Consider the following 16085-nt stretch of genomic DNA (forward strand, 5'->3'; position numbering starts at 1 on the left):
GCCTCTCAGTGTTTGGCAACAGGGTTCAGGGTGAGCTGCAAAGGGTCAGGCCCGGTCAGCTTGACGCGCTGGCCGGCCGGTAACACCAGGCTGCTACCCAGCACATCGGCGCGAATGGGCAGCTGCCGTGCTTCGATATCCAGCAAGGTCACCAGCGTAACGGAAGCTGGCCGACCATAGTCGAACAGCTCATTCAGCGCGGCGCGAATGGTGCGCCCGGTCATCAGCACATCGTCGACCAGAATCAGGTGGCGATCATCTACCGAAAAGGGCAGCTCGGAGGGTTGCACCCCGGGCTGCAGGCCGTTCTGGGCAAAGTCATCGCGGTAGAAGGCGATGTCCAGCGTGCCCATTGGCGCATCGGGCAGGCATAGCTTGCGCAGCTGCTCCGCGACCCAGACGCCGCCGGTATGAATGCCGACAAAGGCCGGCTCGCTAATCTGCCGCTGCTTCAGGTAGTCGGTCAGTTCGTCGGCCATGCGTTGCAGCAATGGGCCGACCTCGGGCAAGGCGCTCATGGCGTCTCCTCGGGTTGTTCGTTGAGCCAGGTTTCCAGCAGCAGCGCCGCAGCCAGGCTGTCTACCGGATTGTCTCGGTAGCTGGCCGGAGTGCGGCCGCTGTCACGCAGGCTCTGTTTGGCTTCGAAGGTAGAAAGGCGTTCGTCGATGCAGTGGACTGGCAGGTTGAAGCGGCCATGCAGGCGGCGGGAAAATTTCTCCGCGCGGCCGCTCATCTCGCTCGCGCTGCCGTCCATGTTCAGCGGCAGGCCGACAACTAATGTATCGGGCTTCCATTCGCTGATCAGGCGGGCGATGTCGTTCCAGTCGGGAACGCCATCGCGGGCGCGCAGGACTGCTACGGGTTCGGCGCGGCGGGTCAAGGTCTGCCCTACGGCCACACCAATCTGCTTGGTGCCGTAATCGAAGGCCATGGCTCGCTGCAGTGCCATCAAGCGTGTCCGGCCTGGCTGGTCAGCAGACGCAAATCGATACCCAGACTGCGCGCGGCGGCTAACAGCCGCTCTTCACTGGGCAGTTCGAACAGAATATGCGGATCGGCCGGACAGCTGAGCCAGACATTTTCAGCCAGTTCCTGATCCAGTTGGCCTGCGTCCCAGCCAGCATAACCCAGCGCCAGCAATACCTCGGAAGGGCCAATACCGTGCGCCATGTCGAGCAGGATGTCGCGCGAGGTGGTCAGCTGTAACTGTCCCAGATCCATGCTCGCTTCCCATTGCTCCGGGCCGCGGTGCAGCACGAAACCGCGTTCGGTCTGCACCGGGCCGCCGTTATACACAGGGAAGCTGGCAACCTTGCCGGGCAGGTCGACCGCCGGTTGCAGTTGTTCGAGAATGTCGGCCAGATGCAGGTCGCTGGGCTGATTGATCACCAGGCCCATGGCGCCGTCCTCGTTGTGATCACATAGGTATATCAAGCTATTGACGAAACGCGGGTCTGCCATATGCGGCATGGCTATGAGGAAGTGGTGCTTGAGGTAATTCGGTTTGGTTTGGCTCATGACCATAGTATTGGGCTTTGCGCGATAAGCTTCAAGCGCCAAGGGCGGCATGGGGTATGTCAGAAACTCGAAACCCGGTTCCCCGGCTCAAAGCGCCAGGTGCGTATGATTTCCAGCACATCGACGTCCATCAGATCGCCAGTGAAGGGCGCGTAGGGTGCCGCCAGGCGCACGATGCGCAGGGCGGCGTTATCCAGAATGCGGTGTCCGGAGGACTCCAGCACCTGCACTTCACGCAGCGTGCCGTCGCGATTGATCGACACCAGCAGGCGCAAGCTGCCGTAGATGCTGTTGTCGCGTGCTTCGGCCGGATAGTTCTGATTGCCTATACGCTCGACTTTGCGCCGCCAGGCGTCTTTGTAATAAGCACCCTTGTCCTGCATGGTCGACGCAGCGTTGAGGCGGTGCACGCGCGGGCGGTTGGCGTACTGCTGGCGCTCTTCGGCCAATTGCGCTTCCAGGCTGGCGATTTCCTGGGACAGGCGAGTGACGTCAAAGCGCTGCAGGGTCACGCTGGTATCTACCGGATCGGGGGTTGGCGGCGCCTTGGCGACGCGGTCCGGCTGCGGCGCGGTGGTGGTGACGACCTGTTGTTCGCGTACTGGCTCGGGTTCCGGCGCGCTGGCTTCCTGCGGCGGTTCCACCTCATTGACCTCGGTATCCTGGAACACCGCCTCTTCGGTGGTGCTGGGTGCAGCCTTTTCTTCCAGCGTGCCGCTGCCTTCCTGATTCATCTGAGCCAGGTAGTCAGCTTTTTCCGGCTGTTGTTCGGAAGGTTGGGTAGCGAGCGTGATTTCCAGGGTTTTTGACAGCTCGCTGGGCGTGGGCAGATCGAAGGTGATACCCAGAATAACCAGGGCGTGCAGCACCGCAGCCAGAAATAGGGTAAAACCCAGGCGATCACGCGCCGTAACCACCGGTGGGTCGGGCTGCTTGGCGATTTCCGAGGGTGTCACGGCTTTATTCATGCTGTCCGTAGGCTGGCGGCGGCTGACATTTTCCTGCGAAGTCTGCCGCGCGCGCCGGAAAAAGTCTATGCGCCCCTGCGCGCTTTGAGACGTTGGTCAATTGCGTCCATCAACTGCCCGCCAATATCGGTTTGGTAAGCGGCGTCGATTTCACGGATACAAGTCGGACTGGTGACGTTGATTTCGGTCAGGTAATCGCCGATCACATCCAGGCCGACAAACAGCAGGCCGCGTTCGCGCAGGCTCGGGCCTACCTGATTGGCGATCCAGCGATCACGCTCGGTCAAGGGGCGTGCTTCGCCACGACCGCCGGCGGCCAGGTTGCCGCGCGTTTCGCCCTGCTGGGGAATGCGCGCCAGGCAATACGGCAGCGGCTCGCCATCAATCATCAAGATGCGCTTGTCGCCATCCTTGATTTCCGGCAGGTAACGCTGAGCCATGATCTGCTGCTGACCGAACTGGGTCAGGGTTTCGATGATCACGCTGAGGTTCGGATCGTTCTCCTGGATGCGAAATATCATCGATCCGCCCATTCCATCGAGCGGTTTGAGAATGACGTCACGGTGTTTTTTCGCAAAAGCGCGCAAAATGTCGGCGCGGCGGGTGACAACATTCTCAGGGGTGCATTGGGGAAACTGGGTAGCAAACAGCTTTTCATTGCAGTCGCGCAGACTCGCGGGGCGATTGACCACCATTGCACCAGCGCGCTCGGCGGCTTCCAGAATATGCGTGGCGTAGAGAAACTCGTTATCAAACGGCGGATCCTTGCGCATCAGGATCACGTCCAGATCGGCCAGTGGTGTGTGCTGGTGTTCTTGCAGATCGAACCAGTGCTGTGGATCGGCATGCACCTTGAGTTCGCGCATGTGACCCATTGCCTGGCCGTCAGCCAGGTAGAGATCCTGAGGCTCCATATACTGCAGTTCCCAGCCACGCTGCTGGGCGGCAAGCAACATGGCCAGGGAGCTGTCTTTCTTGTAGGAGATGGCGTGGATGGGATCCATGACAATGCCAAGACGAATGCGCATAAGGTGGTTGGTCCGCTATAGGTGAGCAACTTGGTTGAGCAATGTGGCTAGCAATATGGCTCAGTTTCGAATGGCTGAGTGTACTCCCAGCCTTGCTCGCGATGAAAGGTTGACTAATGTTGACGGATGTCTCATATCTGATGCATTGCAGCAGAAAAGCGTGAAACGGTGCCGCCTCAATAGATTGGCTGCATAAACTATGTTAAAAGTACGCGGAAAAGGGATTGGCTGGTTGTGCGCTGGCAACAGGCCATTTGCGCTAACCACCCACCATCAATAACAAGGGCTGGTCATAATGGAAGAAAATTTCGAAAGCCTGAAAGTCATGGTCATTGACGACAGCAAGACCATCCGCCGTACAGCAGAAACCCTGCTGAAAAAGGTCGGATGTACAGTGATCACCGCCGTCGATGGTTTCGATGCGCTGGCCAAGATCGCTGACCACCACCCCGATATTATCTTTGTTGACATCATGATGCCGCGTCTTGATGGCTATCAGACCTGTGCGCTGATAAAAAACAACAGCGCCTTCCGGGGTACCCCGGTGATCATGCTGTCCAGCAAGGACGGGCTGTTTGATAAAGCCAAGGGGCGCATTGTTGGTTCAGATCAATACCTGACCAAACCCTTCAGCAAGGAAGAGCTGCTGGGCGCGATTCGTGCCCATGTTCCACAATCCGATGATTTAGCGGGTGCATCCGGCGCATAAGCCGGTTGCAGCCTTATTGCCTTACCGGGGGAGTAAAATGGCCCGAATTCTTGTAGTAGATGATTCGCCTACTGAGCTGTACAAGCTGACTGGCATGCTGGAAAAACATGGCCACGAAGTACTCAAGGCCGAAAATGGAGCAGATGGGGTGGCATTGGCTCGGCAGGAAAAGCCGGACGCGGTGCTGATGGACATCGTCATGCCTGGCCTGAACGGTTTTCAGGCAACACGGCAACTGACCAAAGACCCTGAAACGGCGCATATTCCGGTGATTATCGTCACCACCAAAGACCAGGAAACCGATAAGGTCTGGGGCAAGCGTCAAGGCGCCAAAGACTACCTCACCAAGCCGGTTGAGGAAGATACGCTGATCAAGACATTGAAGTCGGTGCTGGGCGGCTGATTCAGCCGCTGGCATGTTGCCGCATAACAACCAGAACAGGCACGGCATGGCAGAATCAATTCATCCTTTCGATCTTCTCCAGCAGCTGGCAACGCAATGTCGCCGTCAGGCCATAGGTCTGCCAGCGCAGGACGTTGTCAGCGAGACATGGAGTGGTGTGGGCTTTCGGCTCGCCGGGCAGCCTATGGTGGCGGCCATGGGCGAAGTCAGTGAAATCCTGCATGAACCTCGGTATACCGCATTGCCCCGGGTCAAGACCTGGGTACGAGGCGTTGCGAACGTGCGCGGACGCCTGTTACCCATCGTCGATTTGAGCCGGTTCTTTGATTCCACTAGCAGCAGCCCCCGTAAGCAGCGACGCGTCCTGGTACTGGACCGCGATGATCTGTTTGTGGGCTTGCTGGTAGATGAGCTGCTGGGAATGCAGCATTTTCCCGTCAGCAGCTTCAGCACCGAATTGCCCGCTATTGAGGAAGGCTTCAGACCTTTCGTGGTGGGAGCCTATGTTCAGGAGTCGGTATCGTCACTGGTATTCAATTTCCGGGCGTTGGCACGCGATCAGGCGTTTCTCGACGTGGCGATCTGATTGAGGGAGGGGCGATGGCCGGAGTGTCGGTGTCGCGACTAAATCACGGGTAACGAGAATAATGTTGTAGGCCAGGTAGGGGCCAGATGATGAAAAAGTTCGATAAACAGATACTGTCCAACATGCGCGGTAACCGCACGCTCACCGGCCTGTTTGCCGCGCTGATCGTCTCGCTGTTGTTGCTCTTCGTCAACTTCCTGTACCTGAACATTCAGAGTGCCTACGACACGGAATACATCGGTCACGCCGGTGAGTTGCGGGTACTATCGCAGCAGATCTCCAAGTCTGCCAGTGAGGCGGCTACCGGCACGCCCGAGGCGTTTGGTCTGTTGCTGGAGGCGCGTAATGACTTCCAGCAGCGCTTCGAATATCTGACCAATGGCCGCGAGGAAACCGGTCTGCCGGCTACGCCGCAGTCACTGCAGGATCAGCTGCAGACGGTGCAGGCTAACTGGGACCGGGTGCGCAGCAATGCCGACGAAATTCTTGCCAGCGAAGCCACGGTTCTGTCTCTGAACGAAGTGGCGCTGACCCTCTCAGATACGATTCCGCAATTGCAGGTCGAGTACGAGGACGTGGTAGATGTGCTGATCTCCAGTAACGCTGCTGCGGATCAGGTGGCGATTGCCCAGCGTCAGTCGCTGCTTGCCGAACGTATCCTCAACTCGGTAAACCGGGTACTGGCTGGTGATGAGGATGCGGTCATGGCCGCCGACAGTTTTGGCCGTGATGCCAGCCTGTTTGGTCGTGTACTGCAGGGCATGATTGAAGGCAACCCATCGATTGGGATTGAGCGGGTAACAGACCCGGATGCAATCATCCGACTGAACGACATCGCCGATCTGTTCACCTTCGTTTCAGAATCGGTAGACGAGATTCTGTTGACCTCGCCCGAGCTGTATCAGGTGAGTCTGGCCGCGAGCGAGACCTTCACTGACTCGCAGCTGTTGCTGGATAACGTATCCGCACTCACCGCCGGTTTCGAGGCGCGCAGCGACGCGCGCTGGATCAACACCGTGCTGGGCTACGTGCTGGCGCTGATCGCGCTGGGTTCGATCTTGCTGATCGGTCTGCAGATGACTCGCGAAACGCGTCTTCGTCTGGCTGAAACCGCCGAGAAGAACGACAAGAACCAGGCGGCGATTCTGCGACTGCTGGATGAGATTGCCGACCTCGCCGATGGTGATTTGACCGCCCAGGCGACGGTAACCGAAGACTTCACCGGGGCGATTGCCGACTCGATCAACTTCTCCATCGACCAACTGCGCGCGCTGGTACAGACGATTAACGAAACCGCGCTGCAGGTATCCTCGGCTGCCCAGGAAACTCAGGGCACGGCGATGCATCTGGCCGAAGCGTCCGAACACCAGGCGCAGGAAATTGCCGGAGCATCGGCAGCTGTGAACGAGATGGCCGTGTCGATTGACCAGGTATCAGCGAACGCCGCCGAATCCTCTGCGGTAGCAGAGCGCTCGGTAGCCATCGCCAACAAGGGTAACGAGGTGGTGCAGAACACCATCACCGGCATGGATACCATTCGCGAGCAGATCCAGGACACCTCCAAGCGGATCAAACGTCTGGGTGAATCGTCTCAGGAGATTGGCGATATCGTCAGTCTGATCAACGACATTGCCGACCAAACCAACATTCTGGCTTTGAACGCCGCGATCCAGGCTTCCATGGCCGGTGACGCAGGCCGCGGCTTCGCCGTGGTAGCGGACGAAGTACAGCGTCTGGCGGAACGTTCGTCTGCGGCAACCAAGCAGATCGAAGCGCTGGTCAAGACGATTCAGACTGACACCAACGAAGCGGTTATTTCGATGGAGCAGACGACCTCTGAAGTAGTACGCGGTGCCCGTCTGGCGCAGGACGCCGGTGTCGCACTGGAAGAGATCGAGAAAGTATCGACCAGCCTCGCGGCCTTGATTCAGAACATCTCCAATGCCGCTCGCCAACAGGCTTCTTCGGCCGGCCATATCTCAAACACCATGAACGTGATCCAGGAGATTACCTCGCAGACGTCGGCAGGTACCACGGCGACCGCGCGCAGCATTGGTGAGCTGGCGGTGCAGGCCGAATCCATGCGCCAGTCGGTAGATGGTTTCACCCTGCCGCAGCAGTACTGAGAAGAGATGTCGGGCAGCCTTGAGGCTGCCCGTAAGCCGGCATGAGCAAGGGACATACTGTGCAGAGAACGCCAAACTGGTCATTGCAGCAACTGCCGGAGATGGATGCTGAACAATTCCATCAGTGGCAGGCACTGCTTGAGTCGCGGACGGGTGTCTGCGTCAATGATCAGCGCAAGGTGTTCCTGCAGACCAGCCTCTGCGCGCGCATGCGCGAGCTGAACATGGCTGACTATCAGGCCTACTACGAGCATGTCACCCAGGGCCCGACCGGTGCGATCGAATGGTCTGCGCTGATTGACCGCCTGACCGTACGCGAAACCAGTTTCATGCGGCACCGGCCCTCCTATGATGCGGTGACCCGGCATTTGCAGGCGCAGCTTGCGGGGCGCACTCAGGAGCGTCCGCTGCAACTCTGGAGTGTTGGCTGCGCCAGTGGCGAGGAAGCCTATTCGCTGGCGATGGTCAGTGAAGAGGCCATGCAGCTGGCTGCGAACAAGCAGCCCGGCTACGCCATATGGGCTACCGACATCAGTCTCAAGGCACTGGAACAAGGCCGTGCTGGGCAATATCCTGGCAGCCGACTAGGTGGCCTGACCGACACGGAAAAGCATCAGTGGCTGCGCGCTGGCGAAAAGGAACCCTTTGAAACGCAGTACCAAATAGTCCCGGCGTTGCGTGATCGAATCTGCTTTACCAGGCTCAACATCCTGGACATGGCCCAGGCTCCGATTCAGGACCTGGATATCATCTTCTGCCAGAACCTACTTATCTATTTTAGACGTTGGCGTCGCCGCGATCTGCTGAACCTGCTGGCCAAACGGCTGGCTCCTGGCGGCATGCTGATGATCGGACTGGGTGAAATAGTGGACTGGAACAATCCCCTGCTGGAGCGGCTGCCCGATGACCGGGTGCAGGCTTACGTGCGGCGGGATACTAATGGACGGCTGGAGTGAATATGGGTGATCGGCATGATTATGTCGCCCTCGACTGGGTCAAAGGCGAAATTTCCGAGACGCTGAATCAGGCGCGTCAGGCCCTTGAAGCCTTTGTTGAGAACCCGGGAGACTCGACTCGACTGCGTTTCTGTCTGACCTATATCCATCAGGTCCACGGCACGCTGCAGATGGTCGAATTTTACGGCGCAGCCCTGCTTGCAGAGGAAATGGAAAAGCTCGCTCAGGCGTTGATGCATGGCAGTGCCAGCCGTGAAGGCGAGGCGCTGGACGTGCTGATGCAAGCGATATTGCAGCTGCCCACTTACCTTGACCGGGTCCAGAGCGGTCGACGCGATCTGCCGTTGGTGTTGCTGCCACTGCTCAATGACATGCGCACCGCGCGTGGCGAAAAGCTGCTATCGGAAACCGCGTTGTTCAGCCCGGACGTCGATACCGGCGAGCCGGTGGACGCCTCCGAGAGGCTGACCAATTTCAGCGATGAACACACTGTATGGCAATTGCGCAAATTGCGTCAGGCCATGCAGATTGCCCAGGCGGGCATCATCCGTGGCCAGGACGTATCCGGCAATGCGCGGCAGCTGGGCAAGGTCTTCAGTCGCTTGCAGGCGCAATGCCGGGGCTCTGCCCATGCCGATTTGTGGGCCGCTTATGCTGGTGTCGTCGAAGGGGTCGAGCACGGCACGATTGAAAATGGCGCGGCCATTCGGCAACTGTTGCGCCAGGCCGACCGCGAGGTACGGGTGCTGCTGGACCAGGGTCCCGCGGCGCTGGATACACCGCCGGCGCAGGAACTGCTGCGCAACCTGCTGTTTTACGTGGCCAAGAGTCCAGGCGGCAGCCCGCGCCTGGATGCGCTCAAACAACGTTATCAACTCAAGGCCCTGCTGACCGAAGACGATATCGCCAATCAGGCCACCGGCTCACGCTTGGTTGGCCCTGATCGCAGCGCGATGCAGTCGGTGGTTGAGGCGTTGGGTGAAGAGCTGATGCAGGTCAAGGATCGTCTGGACCTGTTTGTACGCAGTGATCGCAGCCAAATGGACGATCTGACTGCGCTGGCACCCAGCATGAAGCAGATAGCCGATACCCTGGCGATGCTCGGGTTGGGGCAGCCTCGTCGCGTATTGCAGGAGCAGATTCAGCAGGTCGAACAACTGGCCAGCGGGCAGAGCGAAGTCAACGATGCCTCACTGATGGATGTGGCTGGCGCGCTGCTCTACGTGGAAGCCAGTTTGCAGGGCATTCTGGGTATCGAACGCAATGACGGCGGAAACGCTGCCGGTACCGACATGCAACGCATGGCGGCGGCTCAGGACATGGTTCTGGTGCACCAGCAGGTCATACAGGAAGCACGCAACGCGCTGGAGCAAACGCGCGAAGCCATCAACGCTTTCATTGCCAGCCAATGGGATCATGCCCAGTTGGAGCCCGTCAGCGAATTGCTCAATAGCGTGCGCGGCGGCCTGGGTATGCTGCCGTTGGAGCGCGCCGCGGCGACGGTGCGCAGTTGTCGGCAATATATCAACGACCAGCTGTTAGGCCCCAAAGCGGTGCCGGACTGGGTCGCGCTGGATGCGCTGGCCGATGTGATCACCAGCGTTGATTATTATCTGGAACGCTTGGCAGAAGATGATGCCGAGCGCAGTGACAATATTCTCGCCGTGGCGGCGGAGCGCCTGCAAACGCTGGGCTATGACCTCAATGGCGTCATCGGCAGCAGCGCCGCACCGCTGGCGCCAGAGACGGAGCTTAAAGAAGAAACAGCTTCTCCCGCCCCGACCCCCGAGCCGGACGCCATGACGTTCGAGGACCTGGACGAGGGCCCTGCCGAGACGGTATCGGATGCTGCGTTCGTGACTTCGCCCGAAGCGCTAGAGCCACAGCAGGAGCCCGAAGAGTCGCTTCGGCCGGCTGCTGAGGTCGAGTCGTCGATCGCAGAGCAGGATGATGATGACGACGAGATGGACGCCGAACTGGTGGAAATCTTCGTTGAGGAGGCGGGCGAAGTACTGGACACGCTCAGCGAATTTACCCCGCTGTGGCAGGCCAATGATGATGACCACAAGGCGCGTGCGGAAGTGCGCCGTGCTTTCCATACCCTCAAGGGCAGTGGGCGTATGGTCAAGGCCGGCATTCTCGCCGAGCTGGCCTGGTCGGTAGAGAACATGCTCAACCGGGTGATTGATCGCAGCATCGATCTGTCACCGGCGATTTTCGAGGTGATTAATTCAGTCCGCGCGGTGATGCCGCGCCTGGTAGAGGATTTTGAACATAATCGTCAGCAGCCTTTACCGGAGGTCGCCCGCTTGGCGGCGCTGGCCGATGCATTGTCCCAGGGCGAGTCGGGTGAGGATTTGTTGTTCGATGTCCAGATCGAGGCTGAGGGTGCCGCTGACAACGAGCCGCAGATCGACAGCGAGATCGAGGGCGCTGACAGCAGCGATCTGATCTGTGAGGAAGTCGATAGCGAGACCGAGGCTGCAGCGGAGGAGCCTGCCGAGCACATCGAGTTCGAAGCTGAACAGGAGCAGGAATGGGAAACGGCCGAGCTGGAGCCGCAACAGGAGCTGCCCGCCGAAGAGCCTGCACCCGAGTTGCCAGATACTGAAGATTCGAAGATCGAGCCAGCCGCTGTCCAGACCACTGAAAGTGGTCTGGACCCGATACTGCTGGAGATCTTTCGCAACGAAACCCAGTCGCATATCGAACAGATCAATGCCTTTCTCGACAGATGCGCGGAAGCGCTGCCGAGGCCGGTCAGCGATGCATTGCAGCGCGCGTTGCACACGCTCAAGGGTAGTGCGCACATGGCCGGCATCCAGCCCATCGCCGTGTTGGCGACTCCGCTGGAAAAACTGGCCAAGGATTTCAAGGCCAATCTGATTTCGGTCGACCAGGCGCTGGCCGATCTGTTGGCCGACGCAGTGCAATTGATCGAGGCCGGCGTTGCTCAGCTCGACACCACGCCTGAACAGCCCATCCCCGGTACACCAGAGTTTCTCCAGCAACTCGACAAGGTGCGTGAGCAGGGCATGGCGGCTCGTCACAGCGGCCGCGATGAGCTCGAGAGCGGCGCCGCCAGCGTGGGCCTGTTGTCGATTTTCCTTACTGAAGGCATCGATCAACTGATGGATGCAGCGGATGTGCTGGAAGCGCGTCAGCGCGGTCAGGATGTCGAGTTGGACAGTCAGGGGCTGCGTCAAAGCTTGCGTGCGCTGGCTGATGTCGCCGGTGAAGTGGATCTGCCGCCGATCGAAGCCCTGGCTCAATGCCTGGAAGACGTTCATGAGGCACTGGTTGCCGGGCGTGTCGAGCTTGACGAAATGGCTATCAGCGCGCTTGCCGCCGGACATGAGCGCCTTATCGGCATGATGGATCAGGTCGCTGCGCATCAGCATATTCCGCCTGCGGTGATGGAAATTGGCGCGTTGCGCGAGCTACTCCCCGCGGCCGCGGCGGCAACTGTGGCGAAGATGATCACGCCCTCGGCAGGTAGCTGGAATCCGCAGGATGCAGTGACCGACGCCGAACTGGTAGAAATCTTTCTTGAAGAGGCGCAGGAAATCATCGATAGCGCCTCGGCGAGCCTGCAGCAGTGGATCGCTGACCCGGGTAACAGCCTGGCAGTCGAATCGCTTCAGCGTGACCTGCACACCCTCAAGGGTGGCGCACGCATGGCCGAAATCCCGCCGGTTGGGGATCTCGCTCACGAGCTGGAATTCCTCTACGAAGGGCTCGCCGACCAGCGCTACCAGCCCAGCGACGGGCTCAACGATCTTCTGCATGCGTGTCACGACAGCCTGGCAGAAATGGTTGAAGGGGTCGTAGCGGGTCGAATTATCAGCGACGGCTCTGGATTGATCGCCGCGATCAAAGGTTTCCGTGCGCGGCCCGATCTCCCGCCCCAGTTGCCCGGTCAAGCGCCCATTGCCACCGCGACAGACGCCGCTGCGGAAGCTGAATTGCATCCAGGTGAGCAGCCGGCCGAGCCGGCGGCTGATCCGCTACTGGCGATGTTCCTCGAGGAGGCGGTCGAACTCATGGCGCCTTGCCAGGAGTTGCTGCTGCAACGGGAGAACGATCAAAAGGCGGGCGCAGAACTGATTCATCGTGTGCAGACCCTGAAGGGCAGCGCGCGTATGGCCGGTCAGACCGCACTGGCCGAGCAGGCTCGAGAGCTGGAAGCCGCGTTGCAGATGGAGGGCATGCCCAGCGAAGCCTTGCACGATGGTCTGCTGGCGCTGATGACGGCGCTGGAAGGATTGTCGGGTGGTGTGGATCTGGGCCCGGCTGACTGGAGCATGCCGGCTCTGCCGGTGGCCAGCCAGCCAGTGGTGGCTCCTGAACCAGAGCAGACGCAAACCGACTTGGCGCCACGGCAAACGCTGGCCCAGGTCAAGGCGATTCTGCAAAGCGCGATGCAGGCCAGCGAGGCTGGCGACGACAACCAGAATCGCGTCTCCGGGCAGGAAACCGTCAAGGTCTCCGCCAAATTGCTGGAAGAGCTGGTGAACCTGGCCGGTGAAACCTCGATTTTCCGGGGCCGTATCGAACAGCAGGTCAGCGACCTGGGTAACACGCTGCACGATGTGGACGCCACTATCGAGCGGGTCCGTGACCAGTTGCGACGTCTTGATATGGAAACCCAGGCGCAGATTCTTTCGCGTCACCAGGAAGAGATCGAACAGGGTGGATACGAAGAATTCGACCCCCTGGAAATGGACCGCTATTCACAGCTCCAGCAGCTGTCCCGGTCGTTGTTCGAATCGGCGTCTGACTTGCTGGATCTGAAGGAAACCATGGCGGCCAAGAGTCGCGACGCCGAAACCCTGTTGCTGCAACAGGCTCGGGTTAATACCGAGTTGCAGGAAGGCCTGATGCGCACGCGCATGGTGCCCTTCGATCGCTTGCTGCCACGGATGCGCCGAGTGGTCAGGCAGGTGGCAGGTGAGTTGGGCAAACAGGTGGTGTTGGACATCGGCAATGCCGAGGGCGAGATGGACCGCAGCGTGCTGGAGCGGATGATCGGACCGCTGGAGCATATGCTGCGTAACGCCGTCGATCATGGTATCGAGCTACCTGAGGTTCGTGCAGCCAAGGGTAAACAGGAAGAAGGGCGCATCCGTATCGATCTGCACCGCGAAGGCGGTGAGATTGTGCTGCAATTGGCCGATGACGGCGCCGGCATCAATCTCGATGCGGTCAAGCGCAAGGCGATTGAACGCGGGCTGATGGACGCCGACGCGGAATTGACCGATCAGGAGATCCTGCAATTTATTCTCGAAGCGGGGTTTTCCACCGCCGACAAGATTACCCAGATCTCCGGGCGTGGTGTCGGCATGGACGTTGTCAACGCCGAGGTCAAGCAGCTCGGCGGCAGCATGAGTCTGGATACCGAGCCCGGGAAGGGCAGTGTATTCACCATCCGCCTGCCGTTCACCGTGTCGGTTAACCGCGCATTGATGGTTTATTCCGGCGATGACCTGTACGCGATCCCGCTGAATACCATCGAAGGTATCGTGCGTGTCTCCGGTTATGAACTGGAGGCTTATTACGCGCCTGACGCGCCGCCGTTCGAATACGCCGGCAAGCGCTATGATCTGCGCTACCTGGGCAATCTGCTGGTCACTGGCCAGCAGCCACGTTTGAGCGGGCACACGTTGCCGCTGCCGGTAATTCTGGTGCGCGGCGCCGAGCATACGGTGGCGGTGCAGGTTGACGCGCTGGCCGGTTCGCGCGAGATCGTGGTAAAGGGGCTGGGCAAACAGTTTGCCGTCGTGCCGGGGATCGCTGGCGCGACCATTCTCGGCGACGGACGGGTGGTGGTGATTCTCGATCTGTTGGCGGTCATTCGTGCTCAGTTGGCATTGCAATCACAACAGCGGCTGGCCGCAGAACGGGCGCATGCGATAACCGAGAAGGAAGACGAGCGCTCGACCCTGGTTATGGTGGTGGACGATTCGATCACGGTACGCAAGGTGACCTCGCGGTTGCTGGAGCGTCACGGCATGGAGGTGATTACCGCCAAGGACGGGATCGAAGCTATTGCGCGGCTGCAGGACGTGCATCCGGACATCATGCTGCTGGACATTGAAATGCCGCGCATGGACGGGTTTGAAGTGGCCACGCTGGTACGCCACGACGAACGCCTGGCGGATCTGCCGATCATCATGATTACCTCGCGAACCGGTGAAAAGCACCGCGAGCGCGCCCGTACCATCGGCGTGAATGATTATCTGGGCAAGCCCTATCAGGAGGCTCAACTGTTGGAGGCGATAGGCAAACTGGTCAAGGTTCGTGGCTGAGGCAACTGCGCCCGCCATCGGCCTGTTAGCCGGCAATCCGGACAAGCGCCGGTTGTTGACCGAGGTGCTGCAGCACTTTGGCTACCGGGTCAGCTTTTGCGCTGATCCCGGTCAGCTGGATTGTCAGCGGCTGGCCAGTATCAATACTGACGCCTGGCTGCTTGAGCTGCCGGAGGAGTCGGCGCTGTCAGACTGGCTACTGGAACACAGCGCGGTTCCAGTACTGCTCGGTGCAGGCGAAATTCCAGCGCCTGACAGTGAAGATTATCCGCGTTGGGAACGCCGCCTTTACAACAAGCTGCTGCCGTTATTGGGTCCTGCGCCCGCGGGTCAGTTGCCGAGTATGCTGACGGTCAGTGACGCGATCACAGACAGTCAGCCGGTCAGACCTCCCGCACGTTGTGTCTGGTTATTGGGCGCTTCCCTGGGTGGTCCCGCTGCGGTGAAGATCTTCCTCGATAGCCTGCCGGCGGACCTGCCGGTCGCCTTTATCTACGCACAGCATATCGATGCCGGATTCGAAGAGCGTTTGCCTGGCATTATTGGCCGCCAGAATGACTGGCGCATTATCAACTGTGTCGCGGGCAGCGGCTTGCATGACGGCGATGTGCTGGTCGCACCGATCAAACGCAGCCTGAGCTTTTCTCCGGAAGGTCGGGTGCGCCTCAGTGATACGCCTTGGCCGGGTTTGTATCAGCCGTCAATCGAGACGTTGCTGGACCAGGTGGGCGACGCGTTCGCTCCGGCCTGCGGGGCGATTATTTTCAGCGGTATGGGCGAAGACGGCGTGCAGGCTTGCCGGCGGCTGCGCCAGCAGGGCGTCGAGGTGTGGACGCAAGACCCGAACAGCGCAGCCTGCTCGGTGATGCCTGAAGCGGTCATGGCGGCGGGTTTGAGTAGCCGTCAGGGCAACCCGGCAGAGCTGGCGGAGGCGTTACGGGCCTGGCTGGCGCAGGAGTGGCCGGTAGCGTTGTAAGCGCCGGTGAAAACCCATCAAGAGGAAAGGCTATGTCAGATGCACTGGAAAGTCTGAACGGACTGATTGTTCCGCTCGCCGAACAGGGCCTGTTGCTGCCCAACGTCGCGGTAGCCGAACTGGTCAGCTTCCGCATTACCCGTGACGTGCCGGGTGCGCCAGCCTGGTTTCTCGGCTGGACGCGCTGGCGCGATCAACAGGTACCGCTGGTTGATCCCTATGTATTGCTCGGCCAGGCGCAGGACAATAGCGGCCGGCAGCCCCGAACGCTGATCATGAATGCGATTGGTGACCGTGAGGGGGTGCATTTTATTGGCATGCGCGTCTGGAGCATCCCGCGCTCGCGCAAGGTGTTGCGTGGCGAAATCAGTGAAGCTGGCGCGCCGGGCCCTTACGTCAGCCAGCGAGTGCAGCTGGCGGATGAACCGGAACTGTTGATGATTCCGGATCTGCAGGCGATCGAGTCAGCGTTGGAGCAGGCCGGATTATTGCGTGGTTGAGCGCCGG

The 16085-nt window shown here is 59.9% G+C and carries 13 protein-coding genes; 8 read left to right on the forward strand and 5 right to left on the reverse strand.

Features of this window, described 5'->3' with window-relative positions; translation table 11 throughout:
- Nucleotides 1-5: 5 nt before the first annotated feature.
- The 5 genes from pyrR to gshB form a co-directional block, all read right to left on the reverse strand.
- Nucleotides 6-518 (reverse strand): bifunctional pyr operon transcriptional regulator/uracil phosphoribosyltransferase PyrR, encoded by a 513-nt coding sequence (pyrR, locus tag EAO82_RS02985; RefSeq protein WP_096346594.1) that lies wholly within the window; start codon nucleotides 516-518, stop codon nucleotides 6-8.
- Nucleotides 515-949: a Holliday junction resolvase RuvX gene (ruvX, locus tag EAO82_RS02990; RefSeq protein ID WP_096346595.1), complete on the reverse strand. Its 435-nt coding sequence runs from the start codon at nucleotides 947-949 to the stop codon at nucleotides 515-517. The genes pyrR and ruvX overlap by 4 nt, the downstream gene beginning before the upstream one ends.
- A complete protein-coding gene (locus EAO82_RS02995; protein ID WP_096346660.1) occupies nucleotides 949-1518 on the reverse strand; it encodes a YqgE/AlgH family protein in 570 nt (189 codons plus the stop codon). Before EAO82_RS02995 ends, ruvX begins: the two co-directional genes overlap by 1 nt.
- Nucleotides 1519-1577: 59 nt before the next feature.
- Nucleotides 1578-2486, reverse strand: coding sequence for an energy transducer TonB (locus EAO82_RS03000; protein WP_096346596.1), 909 nt, complete (start codon nucleotides 2484-2486; stop codon nucleotides 1578-1580).
- A gap of 65 nt (nucleotides 2487-2551) precedes the next feature.
- Nucleotides 2552-3514, reverse strand: coding sequence for a glutathione synthase (gene gshB, locus EAO82_RS03005; RefSeq protein WP_096346597.1), 963 nt, complete (start codon nucleotides 3512-3514; stop codon nucleotides 2552-2554).
- 295 nt (nucleotides 3515-3809) lie between these two features.
- Between gshB and EAO82_RS03010 the strand changes: the two genes are divergently transcribed.
- From EAO82_RS03010 to EAO82_RS03045, 8 genes are all read left to right on the forward strand, one after another.
- Complete coding sequence (locus EAO82_RS03010; protein WP_096346598.1) at nucleotides 3810-4223, forward strand: PleD family two-component system response regulator; 414 nt, start codon at nucleotides 3810-3812, stop codon at nucleotides 4221-4223.
- A gap of 37 nt (nucleotides 4224-4260) precedes the next feature.
- A complete protein-coding gene (gene pilH / locus EAO82_RS03015) occupies nucleotides 4261-4626 on the forward strand; it encodes a twitching motility response regulator PilH (RefSeq protein WP_096346599.1) in 366 nt (121 codons plus the stop codon).
- 46 nt (nucleotides 4627-4672) lie between these two features.
- Nucleotides 4673-5212 (forward strand): chemotaxis protein CheW, encoded by a 540-nt coding sequence (locus EAO82_RS03020; RefSeq protein WP_096346661.1) that lies wholly within the window; start codon nucleotides 4673-4675, stop codon nucleotides 5210-5212.
- 89 nt (nucleotides 5213-5301) lie between these two features.
- Nucleotides 5302-7338, forward strand: a complete 2037-nt coding sequence (locus tag EAO82_RS03025; protein ID WP_096346662.1) for a methyl-accepting chemotaxis protein — start codon at nucleotides 5302-5304, stop codon at nucleotides 7336-7338.
- A 59-nt stretch (nucleotides 7339-7397) separates the two neighbouring features.
- Nucleotides 7398-8294, forward strand: coding sequence for a CheR family methyltransferase (locus EAO82_RS03030; RefSeq protein WP_410402932.1), 897 nt, complete (start codon nucleotides 7398-7400; stop codon nucleotides 8292-8294).
- Between the two features lie 2 nt (nucleotides 8295-8296).
- Nucleotides 8297-14602: an Hpt domain-containing protein gene (locus EAO82_RS03035; RefSeq protein ID WP_096346601.1), complete on the forward strand. Its 6306-nt coding sequence runs from the start codon at nucleotides 8297-8299 to the stop codon at nucleotides 14600-14602.
- On the forward strand, nucleotides 14595-15578 hold the full coding sequence (locus EAO82_RS03040) for a chemotaxis protein CheB (RefSeq protein ID WP_096346602.1): 984 nt from the start codon (nucleotides 14595-14597) through the stop codon (nucleotides 15576-15578). Before EAO82_RS03035 ends, EAO82_RS03040 begins: the two co-directional genes overlap by 8 nt.
- A gap of 32 nt (nucleotides 15579-15610) precedes the next feature.
- Nucleotides 15611-16078 (forward strand): chemotaxis protein CheW, encoded by a 468-nt coding sequence (locus tag EAO82_RS03045; protein ID WP_096346603.1) that lies wholly within the window; start codon nucleotides 15611-15613, stop codon nucleotides 16076-16078.
- The last annotated feature ends 7 nt before the right edge of the window (nucleotides 16079-16085 follow it).

This window comes from Halopseudomonas pelagia, from assembly GCF_009497895.1.
GTDB lineage: Bacteria > Pseudomonadota > Gammaproteobacteria > Pseudomonadales > Pseudomonadaceae > Halopseudomonas > Halopseudomonas pelagia_A.

Excerpts from the sequence above, each read along its gene's own strand:
- pyrR (WP_096346594.1), bottom strand. The coding sequence starts at position 518 with ATGAGCGCCTTGCCCGAGGTCGGCCCATTGCTGCAACGCATGGCCGAC.
- ruvX (WP_096346595.1), bottom strand. The coding sequence starts at position 949 with ATGGCACTGCAGCGAGCCATGGCCTTCGATTACGGCACCAAGCAGATT.
- EAO82_RS02995 (WP_096346660.1), bottom strand. The coding sequence starts at position 1,518 with ATGAGCCAAACCAAACCGAATTACCTCAAGCACCACTTCCTCATAGCC.
- EAO82_RS03000 (WP_096346596.1), bottom strand. The coding sequence starts at position 2,486 with ATGAATAAAGCCGTGACACCCTCGGAAATCGCCAAGCAGCCCGACCCA.
- gshB (WP_096346597.1), bottom strand. The coding sequence starts at position 3,514 with ATGCGCATTCGTCTTGGCATTGTCATGGATCCCATCCACGCCATCTCC.
- EAO82_RS03010 (WP_096346598.1), top strand. The coding sequence starts at position 3,810 with ATGGAAGAAAATTTCGAAAGCCTGAAAGTCATGGTCATTGACGACAGC.
- pilH (WP_096346599.1), top strand. The coding sequence starts at position 4,261 with ATGGCCCGAATTCTTGTAGTAGATGATTCGCCTACTGAGCTGTACAAG.
- EAO82_RS03020 (WP_096346661.1), top strand. The coding sequence starts at position 4,673 with ATGGCAGAATCAATTCATCCTTTCGATCTTCTCCAGCAGCTGGCAACG.
- EAO82_RS03025 (WP_096346662.1), top strand. The coding sequence starts at position 5,302 with ATGAAAAAGTTCGATAAACAGATACTGTCCAACATGCGCGGTAACCGC.
- EAO82_RS03035 (WP_096346601.1), top strand. The coding sequence starts at position 8,297 with ATGGGTGATCGGCATGATTATGTCGCCCTCGACTGGGTCAAAGGCGAA.
- EAO82_RS03045 (WP_096346603.1), top strand. The coding sequence starts at position 15,611 with ATGTCAGATGCACTGGAAAGTCTGAACGGACTGATTGTTCCGCTCGCC.